Origin of the sequence: Fusibacillus kribbianus (assembly GCF_030053595.1) — a bacterium.
Taxonomy (GTDB): Bacteria; Bacillota; Clostridia; order Lachnospirales; family Lachnospiraceae; genus Lientehia; species Lientehia kribbiana.
Genome location: NZ_JASGBQ010000017.1, coordinates 15,016 through 26,829, shown reverse-complemented (window position 1 = coordinate 26,829; position 11,814 = coordinate 15,016). Strand labels below are relative to the sequence as shown.

General features: G+C 46.8%; 10 protein-coding genes. 2 read left to right on the top strand and 8 right to left on the bottom strand.

Annotated features, from left to right (window positions below):
• Window positions 1-15 precede the first annotated feature (15 nt).
• Together QJ036_RS09485 and QJ036_RS09480 are read right to left on the bottom strand one after the other, a co-directional pair.
• A complete protein-coding gene (locus QJ036_RS09485) occupies window positions 16-660 on the bottom strand; it encodes a potassium channel family protein (RefSeq protein ID WP_283231154.1) in 645 nt (214 codons plus the stop codon).
• A gap of 29 nt (window positions 661-689) precedes the next feature.
• Window positions 690-2,045: a TrkH family potassium uptake protein gene (locus QJ036_RS09480; RefSeq protein ID WP_283231153.1), complete on the bottom strand. Its 1,356-nt coding sequence runs from the start codon at window positions 2,043-2,045 to the stop codon at window positions 690-692.
• 198 nt (window positions 2,046-2,243) lie between these two features.
• Here QJ036_RS09480 and QJ036_RS09475 point away from each other — a divergent pair, with 198 nt between their 5' ends.
• Window positions 2,244-2,459 carry a hypothetical protein gene (locus QJ036_RS09475; protein ID WP_283231152.1) on the top strand — a complete coding sequence of 72 codons (216 nt, stop codon included), beginning with the start codon at window positions 2,244-2,246 and terminating at the stop codon, window positions 2,457-2,459.
• Between the two features lie 115 nt (window positions 2,460-2,574).
• On the opposite strand, the gene adhE is transcribed toward QJ036_RS09475, so the two are convergent.
• The 4 genes from adhE to QJ036_RS09455 all read right to left on the bottom strand — a co-directional run bounded on the left by adhE (window position 2,575) and on the right by QJ036_RS09455 (window position 7,771).
• Window positions 2,575-5,223 (bottom strand): bifunctional acetaldehyde-CoA/alcohol dehydrogenase, encoded by a 2,649-nt coding sequence (gene adhE, locus QJ036_RS09470; RefSeq protein WP_283231151.1) that lies wholly within the window; start codon window positions 5,221-5,223, stop codon window positions 2,575-2,577.
• Between the two features lie 251 nt (window positions 5,224-5,474).
• Window positions 5,475-5,996 (bottom strand): DUF4446 family protein, encoded by a 522-nt coding sequence (locus tag QJ036_RS09465; protein WP_283231150.1) that lies wholly within the window; start codon window positions 5,994-5,996, stop codon window positions 5,475-5,477.
• Window positions 5,997-6,020: 24 nt separating this feature from the next.
• Complete coding sequence (locus QJ036_RS09460) at window positions 6,021-6,953, bottom strand: ParB/RepB/Spo0J family partition protein (protein WP_283231149.1); 933 nt, start codon at window positions 6,951-6,953, stop codon at window positions 6,021-6,023.
• A 38-nt stretch (window positions 6,954-6,991) separates the two neighbouring features.
• Complete coding sequence (locus QJ036_RS09455) at window positions 6,992-7,771, bottom strand: ParA family protein (protein WP_283231148.1); 780 nt, start codon at window positions 7,769-7,771, stop codon at window positions 6,992-6,994.
• A 317-nt stretch (window positions 7,772-8,088) separates the two neighbouring features.
• Here QJ036_RS09455 and QJ036_RS09450 point away from each other — a divergent pair, with 317 nt between their 5' ends.
• Window positions 8,089-9,045 (top strand): alpha/beta fold hydrolase, encoded by a 957-nt coding sequence (locus QJ036_RS09450; protein WP_283231147.1) that lies wholly within the window; start codon window positions 8,089-8,091, stop codon window positions 9,043-9,045.
• Between the two features lie 67 nt (window positions 9,046-9,112).
• On the opposite strand, the gene rsmG is transcribed toward QJ036_RS09450, so the two are convergent.
• Window positions 9,113-9,829 carry a 16S rRNA (guanine(527)-N(7))-methyltransferase RsmG gene (gene rsmG, locus QJ036_RS09445; protein WP_283231146.1) on the bottom strand — a complete coding sequence of 239 codons (717 nt, stop codon included), beginning with the start codon at window positions 9,827-9,829 and terminating at the stop codon, window positions 9,113-9,115.
• An 18-nt stretch (window positions 9,830-9,847) separates the two neighbouring features.
• A complete protein-coding gene (gene mnmG / locus QJ036_RS09440; RefSeq protein ID WP_283231145.1) occupies window positions 9,848-11,770 on the bottom strand; it encodes a tRNA uridine-5-carboxymethylaminomethyl(34) synthesis enzyme MnmG in 1,923 nt (640 codons plus the stop codon).
• Between the last annotated feature and the right edge of the window lie 44 nt (window positions 11,771-11,814).

Sequence of the window (11,814 nt, the reverse complement as noted above, 5' to 3'; positions counted from 1 at the left end):
CGGCGAAAGAAAGTATTATTTTACAAGAGCACGAAGATCCGCCTCGGAACCCATGACCATCAATGTCTCCTCCGGGGAGAACCGGTGGTCTGCCGGAGGCAGCGGATAAATTTTACCGTTTCTTTTCGTTGCCAGAATGCTGACATTATACCGGTTTCGGATGGATTTCTCCACGATACTCTTTCCATACCAGGAAGCGGGCACTGCGATCTCATAAATGCCGATATCCTCCGTCAGCTCAATATAATCAAAAATATTTTTTGCTCCATATTTGACTGCCAGCCGCTCTGCCATCTCCCGCTCGGCATATACCACGTGATCCGCACCGTTCCGAAGAAGCAGCTTTCTGTGTACATCCCGACTGGCTCTGGCCAGAATAAACCGTGCACCCATATCCTTTAAAAGCACAGTGATCTCCAGAGCGCTCTGAAAATTATCTCCCACGGCCACCACACACATGTCATAAAGATTCACACCGAGAGATGCAATAAACTCCTCATCGGTGGCATCCCCGATCTGAATGTCCCGCAGAATGGAAGCCGCCTTATCCGCCCGCTCCTCGTTTTTTTCCACTGCCAGGACATCATTCCCCTCCTCCAAAAGCTTCTGAGCCATATGACGCCCGAACCTTCCAAGGCCAATGACCAGTATTGACTTCATAATGCTTCCCCCTTACTGTATTTCTCAATCTAACCCACCTGGATCTTTTCCACCGGCAGTCTGGAGACCGCCCGGTTTTTATCCGACGAAAAAGCGATCAGGAAGGTAATGGAACCGACGCGTCCGATAAACATCAACAGAATCAGCAGCCATTTGGATACCATGCCAAGGCTCGTAGTCACACCAAGAGTAAGACCCACCGTACCCATGGCAGAAACACTTTCAAACAGCGCTGTCAAAAGCGGCAGTCCCTCCAGAGACGAGATCGTCATGGAAACCACCAGCGTAAGCAGCAGATACATGCAGAAAATGCTGGCCGCTACTCTGGCTGCGCTGTCCTCCACCCTTCTTCCGAAAGCTTCCATATTCTTTTTCTGGCGCATAGTAGCCGTGATACTCATCAGAAAAACGGCAAAGGTCGTTGTCTTGATGCCGCCTGCCGTGGAACCGGCAGAGCCTCCGATAAACATCAGACAGATCAAGAGGAACTGTCCCGCCTGTGTCATCGTCGTCAGATCCATACTGTTAAATCCGGCCGTTCTTGCTGTGATCGACTGAAACAGCACCGATAAGGTTTTTTCTGAAGCCGGCATATTGACAAAATTCTGATTTCCCTGCTCAAAAAGGAACAAAAGCACTGCTCCGATCAGGATCAGAGCCCCGGTCATGGTCACCACCAGCTTGCTGTGAAGCCGGAGCTTTTTGAAGGAAAACCGATTGTTCAGAAGATCCTTCCAGACAAAAAAGCCAAGACCGCCGATAACGATCAGCGCCATAATGATCCCGTTCACATACCAGTTATTTCCCACCGTTGTGAGAGAGGAAAAGGCTGCCATATTTCCCATCAGGTCAAAGCCTGCATTGCAGAAGGCAGAGATGCTGTGAAAGATTCCAAACCAGATCCCCTTGAAAAACCCCAGCCTCGGGCAAAAATAAAAACTTAAAAGAAGGGCGCCGATTCCCTCCATCAACAGGGATCCCATTAAAATAAAGCGGGTCATTTTTACGATACCGCCCATCTGCGGCGCCGAAATCGCATTCTGCATGACCACCCGGGTGGTAAGCCCTATTTTCTTCTTTGTCATCGATACCACATAAATGGCAAAGGTCATAAATCCGATGCCGCCTACCTGGATCAGCCCCAGAATCACCAGCTGGCCAAAGAAAGACCAGTGGGTGTATGTATCAAACCGGACCAGGCCGGTGACACAGGTTGCCGAGGCAGCCGTAAAAACAGCATCCGAAAATGAAGTAAGGCCTTCTCCCGCCTTCACTGATATCGGCAGGCAGAGAAGCCCGGCCCCCACAAGAATAATAAACAAATACCCCGTAAGAATAATTTTCATCGGAGAAACGCGATGCAATTTTTTCCGAAATTCTCCCATACCTCCATCCTCCGTATACCGTTATTCTACAGTCCGCATAATAAAGAAAGAATTAAACATATCGGAATGGTATTAAGATTCCATAAAGACTGAGATTTTCTTAACAAAATCTTTACATCACCGGCCAATGCCATAACGCAACCTTAATATGAAACATGCTATTTTAAAAGAAAGAAAGAAAAAGCGGGTGAATGTCACATGAAGCTTCTTGTCATTATTCTTTTGTTTGTATTTGTGTTTTTTGTCGGTTACTTCGCCACCGGCGGCGTAGATCGTTTCATAAAGAAAAACTGCTCCCCGAAAGGTTTCGATCTGGATCTGGATTCCCTTCTGGAGCCGTATGAACCGCCCTCCGGGAAGAAGAAAGCTTCCGAAAATAAACAGATCAATAAAAAAACGGATAAACGTCGGTGAACAGAGGGCAGTACAGTCCCCTGTTCACCGACGCTGATAAAAAGGAGACCTCCCTGTAAAGGGAAGCCTCCCGCCTGAAAGCCCGCCTGATCTTCTGACAAAGCAGCAGGCTTTTTTATTTTCCGTAATAAGCCTTCAGATAAATCTCCTTCAGCTCACTCATCAGCGGATATCTGGGATTGGCTCCGGTGCACTGGTCATCGAAGGCCTGTTCCACCATCTCGTCCAGAGTCGCCATAAAGTCCTCTTCGGAGATTCCGTAATCCTTAATGCTCTTTTTAATTCCGATCTTCTCCTTTAAATCCTCCAGCGCCTTTATGAAGTTCTCAAATACCTCATGGTCATCTTTTCCTGTAATTCCCGCGAATCTGGCCGCCTCCACATAACGCTCGAAGGCATGTGGATATTTGTACTGGGGGAAGGTTCCCATCTTTGCAGGCGCCTCCTCCGAGTTGTAGCGGATCACATAAGTCAGCACCAGCGCGTTGGCTACGCCGTGGGGCAGATGATGGAAGGCTCCCAGCTTATGGGCCAGGGAGTGGTTTACACCCAGGAACGCATTGGCAAAGGCAAGGCCGGCCATGCAGGAAGCGTCGGCCATCTTCTCTCTGGCCTCGGCATCCGCCGCTCCGTATTCATAAGCGCGGGGCAGATAGGTGAACACATTTTTGATGGCTTTAAGGGCGAGGCCGTCAGTATAGTCGGAAGCCATCACAGAGACATAAGCCTCCAGTGCATGGGTCATAACGTCAATACCGGACGCGCTGGTCAGTCCCTTCGGCATATTCATCATATTGTCCGCATCCACAATGGCCATATTGGGAAGCAGCTGATAATCCGCAAGAGGCCATTTCTTACCTGTTTTCTCGTCGGTAATGATGGCAAAGGGCGTTACCTCGGAACCGGTTCCGGCGGAGGTGGGGATCGCCACAAAATATGCCTTCTCTCCCATCCTGGGGAAGGTGTAGACTCTCTTCCGGATATCCATGAAATCCATAGCCATATCCATGAAATCCACCTCGGGATGTTCATACATGACCCACATGATCTTCGCCGCGTCCATGGCGGAACCGCCGCCCAGGGCGATGATCGTATCCGGCTCAAAGCTTCTCATAAGCTCTGCTCCCGCTTTGGCACACTTCAACTTGGGATCCGGCTCCACATCGTAGAAGCAGGTGTATACGATTCCCATCTCATCAAGCTTATCGGTGATGGGCTTTGTGTAACCGTTCTTATAAAGGAAGGTGTCAGTCACGATGAAGGCCCGTTTTTTATTCATAACCGTACCCAGCTCATCAAGAGCCACCGGCATACAGCCCCTTTTAAAGTAGATCTTTTCCGGCGTCCTGAGCCACAGCATATTTTCTCTCCTTTCGGCAACGGTCTTAATGTTGATCAACTGTCTCACTCCTACGTTCTCCGATACCGAGTTGCCTCCCCAGGAGCCGCATCCGAGGGTCAGGGAGGGTGTCAGGCGGAAATTGTAGATGTCACCGATCCCGCCCTGGGAAGAAGGCGTATTCACAAGGATCCGGCAGGTCTTCATAACTGCCTGATGCTTCTCCATTTTCTTTTTTCCATCTTCGGTGGCCGTATTTACATAAAGCACGGAAGTGTGTCCGTATCCGCCGTCTGCCACCAGCCGCTCGGCCTTCGCCACCGCATCGTCGAAATCCTTTGCTTTATACATGGCAAGAACAGGAGAAAGCTTTTCGTGGGCAAAGGGCTCAGTCACATCCACCGAATCCACCTCGCCGATAAGGATCTTTGTATCTGAAGGAACATCAATGCCTGCCATCCCGGCGATCACCGATGCCGGCTGTCCCACGATCTTCGCATTGACCGTTCCCGCCTCTGTGAGGATGATTCCCCGCAGCCTCTCTGTTTCTTCCCTATTTAAAAAGTAACATTTCCTCCGTCTGAATTCAGCCCGCACTTCCTTATAAATTTTCTCCAGAACAATCACCGACTGCTCCGATGCGCAGATCATACCGTTGTCAAAGGTTTTGGAATGGATAACGGAATTGACTGCCATCAGAATATCTGCCGTATCGTCGATGATCGCCGGAGTATTTCCGGGACCTACGCCAAGGGCCGGTTTTCCGGAGGAATACGCTGCCTTCACCATTCCGGGGCCTCCGGTAGCCAGAATGATATCTGCCTCCTTCATGACCTCGTTGGTCAGCTCCAGAGACGGCACATCGATCCATCCGATGATCTCCTCCGGGGCGCCCGCCTTCACTGCCGCTTCAAGAACGATTTTAGCTGCCGCAATGGTACATTCTTTTGCCCGGGGATGGGGAGAAATGATGATTGCATTTCTGGTTTTCAGCGCAATCAGCGTCTTAAAGATCGCAGTGGACGTAGGATTCGTGGTGGGAATCACCGCTGCAATGAGACCGATGGGTTCAGCGATCCTCTTATATCCAAAGGCTTTGTCCTCCTCGAGAACTCCGCAGGTTTTCTCGTTTCTGTATTTATTATAAATATATTCAGCCGCATAGTGGTTTTTGATGACCTTATCTTCCACAACTCCCATTCCGGTTTCTGCCACAGCCATTTTTGCAAGGGGAACCCTCTGGTGATTGGCCGCCATGGCAGCCTCATAAAAGATCCGGTCCACCTGCTCCTGGGTGTAGGAAGCAAATTTTCTCTGGGCCTTTTGCATTCTGTCCATTTTCTCCCGGAGTTTCTCCACATTGTCAATGACCATGGCCATTTCCGTTTCCTGTGTGTTCCTTTCCTGTCTCTCTTTTCTGTCCATGCTTTTCCTCCTTGAAGCTGTGGAAATGATATATCTCACTTCCGATCAATGGTCGCCTTGTTTGATAACTTATTAACAATTTATTCGGATTATAGCACTGTGTTAATTCTTTGTCAATATTTATATGATATATTTTTAACAGAGTTTGAAAATAAAATGAAGGAGTGCTGCCCTGCCACGAAATCATTCTGATTTCAGGACATTGAACAACACTCCCTCTGATAGCTCGTTTTAATTATTTTCCAAACTTTTTATGACCAGGGTTCCGGCTTTTCAAGACCGAGAGCGATTCTCACTGCCTTCTCCTCTTCTCTTCCAAGAGGAGCATCGGTCTCTCCCTTGATAATTTCCTTCACATACACATAGCAGGTATCGCGGCTGTGTACAGCGTTGAGAATATAGCCGCTTTTATTCTGAGACATGAGAGCCAGTGCAAAGCTTGACTTTCCTCCCATACCGGGGAAGGCGTCATATTTCACAAGGCCTGTCTTGTGAAAGGATTTGAGCAGAACCTTGTTGACGACCTTCAGAGCATCTTTTGTCGCCCTTTCCTCTGCCTGAAGCGCATGAATGTCATCAAAAGCCTGTGCAAACACATCTTCCAGAGATTCTGCATCCCGTCCCCGCATAAATCTATCGTATTTTTTTGCCAGCCTGGATGTTTTAGCGATCAGGACGATCACCAGAATCGCCAGAATCGCCACCAATACAACCAGTCCCAGTATGATAAATACCGGATCAAATCCCAAATTATTCAAAATGCTGCTGTCCATTGTCTTTCCTCCTGATGCAGATTCTTATCCTTTTAAATTTCCGAATAAATCCATAAGCCGTTCCAGCTCTTCCATAGAATAATATTCTATTTCTATTTTTCCACGATTTTCATCTTTTCTATTAATGCTTACTTTCGTTCCCAGTATTTCCCTTATTTTTCCCTCGATCTCTCTGTAAACGAGATCTGCACCTGCATCCTGGGATGCCGGTTTTTCCGCAGTCTTCGGCTTAAGCAGGGATTTTACCAGCTTTTCTGTCTCCCGGACGCTGAGCTTATGCTCAATGATCCGTTCCGCCGCCACATACTGCATTTCTTTGTCTTCAAGGGAAAGCAAAGCTCTGGCGTGCCCTCCGGATATCTCTCCCTCGATCAGCATCAGCTGTACTCTCTTGTCCAGTTTCAGCAGCCGCATGGAGTTCGTAATGGCAGTCCGACTCTTGGAAACTCTTGCTGCAATTTCCTCATGCTTCAGATGAAACTCATCGATCAGTCTCTGATATGCAGAAGCTTCCTCGATGGGATTCAGATCTTCTCTCTGAATATTCTCAATCAAAGAGATCTCCATAATTTCCTGTGGAGTATAATCCTTAATGATCACCGGCACTTCTTTCAGCTTGGCCAGCTTTGCAGCTCTCCAGCGTCTTTCGCCTGCAATGATCTCATAATAATCTCCTTTTTTCTGAACCAGAAGAGGCTGAAGAATTCCATATCTCTTTACAGACTCTGCGAGTTCAGCCAAAGCCTCCTCATCAAACTGTTTTCTCGGCTGATCTCTGTTCGGCTCGATCAGGCTGACTTTTAAAAAGACCGGCTGTCTCTTTTCGTCTGTTTCGGTCGGATTCTCAACGGTTTTTCCAGGTGTACTGATCGGTTTCTCCGTCAATTCCAGCTCCAGTCCCATGGGTATCAGCGAATCCAATCCCTTCCCCAAACCACTTTTCTTCACTCGCGCCATATTGTTTTTCCTTTCCTCTGTCATTCAAACAATTGCGTTTACTGCTGTCCACTCTCCTCATCTCTTTGGATCACTTCTTCTGCCAGCAGACGATAGCTTTCTGCACCGGCAGACCTTGAATCATAGAGCGTGATGGGCATTCCATGGCTGGGCGCCTCTGCCAGTCTCACATTCCTTGGAATAATTGTTTTATATACAGTGTTTTTCAGATTGCTCTTGACATTTTCCACTACCTGGAGCGACAAATTTGTCCTTGCATCGTACATGGTAAAGACAACCCCCTCCAGTTCCAGGTTTGGATTCAGACGCTGCTTTACAAGATTGATCGTATGGATCAGCTGAGACAATCCCTCCAGTGCATAATATTCGCACTGGATTGGAACGAGAACCGTATCTGCCGTCGTCATGGCATTGACTGTCAGCATATTTAAGGATGGAGGACAGTCAATGATAACAAAATCATAATTATCCCGTACTTTATCAATTTCTTTCTTTAAAATAAATTCCTTCTGCCGAATGCCGATCAGCTCAATTTCTGCGCCTGAAAGATTCACATTGGACGGAAGCACATCGAGTCCGGGAAGGACTTCCTTCAATAAACACTCCTCGATGGAATTCTGCCCGATGAGAAGCTCATATGTAGTCTTTTCCTGCTCATTTTTGTTTACTCCCAAACCACTGGTAGTATTTCCCTGTGGATCCAGGTCAATGGTCAATACCTTTTTACCTGCTTCGGCAAGACAAGCTGAAAGATTAATGGCTGTAGTTGTTTTTCCGACACCGCCCTTTTGGTTGGCGATAGCTATAATTCTTCCCATAAGCAAAAGTCCTTTCTACAATTCTTTTTTATTATAACATCATCCAAATGGCATTGCCATAGAAATATTATTAATTCTTTCATAATTTTGTTTCACGTGAAACATTCAGAAGTCTGACGGTAATGTATTTCACATGATTATAGGATAGATTCACGATGTTTCACGTGAAACATTGCTCAGACATAAATCTACATTGTTTCACGTGAAACATTTATGTTAATCACTTTTTAAGATTTCCTCTTCTTGTATCTTCTGTTAGAATATACTATAATATAGAAGCAACCTCATTCACTCTCACACATTATGAGGAGTCCGTTATGAGTAAGAAAAGTCATTTTGCAAAAGGAATTCTTTTAAGTGCAGCAACTGCCGGTGTGATTGCCGCTATCAATAAGTCCCTATTTATGAAAGCCATCTCAGGAAAGCTTCTTGACCAGGAAAAGTTCTGTGTGTATAACTGGAGATTTGGTGATGTTTATTACACGAAGTCGGGAGAGGGGAAGCCTCTTCTTCTGATCCATGATCTTCAGACTGCATCATCCGGATATGAATGGAGCAGAGTCATCAAAGAGCTTTCTAAATCCCACACGGTGTATACCATCGATTTGCTTGGCTGTGGACGCTCTCAAAAGCCGAATATTACTTACACCAATTTTCTGTATGTTCAGCTTCTGACTGATTTTATCAAATCTGTCATCGGCCATCGAACCGATGTGGCAGTGAGTGGAAGCTCCTGCCCCCTTGTAATAACTACCTGTAACAACAATGCAGAACTGTTTGACCGTATCCTTATGATCAATCCGGATTCCATGCTGCAATGTGGCCAGACTCCCAATCAATATGTGAAGGCATACAAGTTTCTCATCGATCTGCCTGTCATTGGCACTCTGATCTACAATATCGCAAACAGTAAAAAAAGCATTACAGAAAAATTCCTGACCGTCAATTTTGCCAATCCTTGTGAAATTGATCCCAAGGTCATTTCCGTATATCATGAATCATCTCATCTGGGAGATTCCGTTGCCAGGGCTCTTTATTCCAGTATAAAGGGGAATTATACAAGGTTAAGTATTTCCCACGCTCTCAGGAAAATTGACAATAGTCTTTTTATTATCGGCGGGGAATATGAAAAGAATATTTCAGAAATCATATCGGAATATAGCGCATTGAATCCTGCTATAGAATCAGAGATCTTAAAGGAATGTGCACACCTTCCGCAGCTGGAGCGTCCGGAAGAAACAGCAAAGCTGATGGAAGACTTTCTTGCAGTATAAAGCATAAATGTACGATTTACAGGATATTTAATTTATCCTGTAAATCGTACATTTTTTGAATCATTTCTTATTTCAGAGGCTGTTTTGAGGGCAGGCCGGCTTTCCTCGGATATCTGCCTGACAGCTTCTCCTTCTTTTCAATAAGAATCATACTTCTTCCCGCATCCTCAAGGAAGAATTTTTCCACCTTTTTTGTTTTGGAGCCAAGCATCTTTATGGCTGGCTTTGCCTGTTCCAGCTCCTCATCCACTGTTCCCGATTTGTAAGAAATAAAGAAACCTCCCACCTGAACAAAGGGAAGACAATATTCAGAAAGCGTGGAAAGATTTGCCACAGCTCTGGAAACGCACAAATCGTATGCTTCCCGATATTCCGGATCTCTTCCAAAGTCCTCCGCACGGCCGTGGACCGCTGTTACCTGCTTTAATCCCAGGTTATCCACAACATTCCGCAAAAAATCCACTCTTTTGCGCAAAGAATCCAGCAGAGTAACAGATAAATGTGGATAAAGGATCTTCAGGGGAATGCCTGGAAATCCAGCACCCGTTCCCATATCGATCATTTTATTCACAGAAGAAAAATCATAATACTTTGTGATCAGTGCACTGTCCACAAAATGACGGCCTACCACCTCTTTAAATTCTGTGACAGCAGTGAGATTCATCACCTTGTTTGTTTCCACCAAAAGCTCATAGTAGCGTTCAAAAGAAGCCGCCTGTCTGTCGGTGACTGCTATGCCTTCCTCTGCAAATCTCTGCTTGATATATTCTGAACCTGAACCCATTTTCTTTCCCTCTCTGCATCAGACAGGCTGATTTGTCTGCTTTTTTTCTTCCCTGGTTTTTGCCCTGAGCTGTTCCAGATATACAAGAAGCACGGAGATATCTGCCGGAGAAACGCCGGATATTCTGGAAGCCTGACCAATATTCACCGGTTTTAACTGATCAAGCTTCTGCATTGCTTCCTTCCTGAGTCCCTTAATCTGCATATAATCAAGTTCCTGCGGAAGCTTCTTTCCCTCCAGCTTCTTAAACTGCTTTACCTGATTTTCCTGACGCTTAATGTAACCTTCATACTTTAAATTAATGTCCACCTGCTCGCAGACTTGTGGTGAGAGAGCAGGGCGGTCCGGATCGATCTCGCCGACTGCCTCATAGGAAAGCTCCGGCCTCTTCACCAGCTCTGCCAGAGTGATTCCGTTTTTCAGAAGCGTACTGCCGTGAGTCTCCAGAAATTTCTGGACTTTTTCTGTTCCACCTACGGTCGTATGCTCCAGACGACAGATTTCCTTCCCGATCTCTTCTTTTTTCCTGAGAACTGCTTCATAGCGTTCATCATCGATCAGACCGATCTCATGACCGATCTCCGAGAGGCGAAGATCTGCATTGTCCTGCCGGAGCAAAAGACGATATTCTGCTCTTGAGGTCATCATCCGGTAAGGCTCATGACTCTCCTTAGTCACAAGATCATCGATCAGTACACCGATATATGCCTGGGAACGGTCAAGGACGATTCCTTCCAGTCCCTTTGCCTTTCTGGCGGCATTGATTCCGGCCATAAGTCCCTGGGCTGCCGCCTCCTCATATCCGGAGCTTCCGTTAAACTGGCCGCCGCTGAAAAGGCCTTCGATTTTTCGAAACTCCAAAGTCGGATAGAGCTGCCTTGCATCGATACAGTCATATTCGATGGCATAGGCATTGCGGACGATCTTTACATGCTCCAGACCGGGAACTGTCCGGTACATGGCATATTGAACATCCTCGGGAAGAGAGCTGGACATACCACCCAGATACATTTCGTTTGTATACTCTCCCTCCGGCTCAATAAATACCTGATGACGGTTTTTATCAGCAAATTTTACCACCTTATCCTCTATGGAAGGACAGTAGCGGGGGCCGGTTCCCTCAATAAAACCGGAAAAGAGGGGAGAGCGGTCCAGATTCTCCCGGATGATCCGGTGAGTCTCTTCATTTGTATAGGTCAGCCAACAGGAGACCTGTTCCCTCTGGATCGATTCAGGATCTGTGGTAAACGAAAAGGGGATGATCCGCTCATCTCCGAACTGCTCCTCCATCTTTGAAAAATCAATGCTTCGTTTATCAACTCTGGCAGGTGTTCCTGTCTTGAACCGGTACATGGTGATCCCGTTTGCCTTCAGAGAATCCGTAAGATGGGTGGCAGCCTGAAGTCCGTTCGGTCCTGTGGGATTGCTGACATTGCCAAAAATACATCTTGCCCTTAGATACACGCCTGTGGCAAGAACTGCCGCCTTGCAGGAATATTCTGCCCCTGATACCGTCTTTATACCAGTCAGTTTTCCATTCTCCACGATGATCTCAGAGACCTCCGCCTGACGGATCGTCAGATGATCTGTGTTTTCCAGGGTATTTCTCATCTGTCTCGTATAATTCTGTTTATCTGCCTGGGCCCGAAGAGAATGAACGGCAGGCCCTTTTGACTGATTCAGCATTTTGGACTGAATGAAGGTCTTATCTATGTTTTTTCCCATTTCACCGCCCAACGCATCAAGTTCTCTTACCAGATGTCCCTTGGAGCTTCCTCCGATATTTGGATTGCAGGGCATCAGTGCAATACTGTCCACGCTAACGGTAAACATGATGGTCTCAAGACCCAGTCTGGCACAGGCGAGTGCTGCTTCGCAGCCCGCATGGCCAGCGCCTACCACCACCACATCGTATTCTTCTCGTAACACCTTATCTGACATACTTTCCTCCACATCAAATTTCTCAGGCTGCAACGACTGCAGTC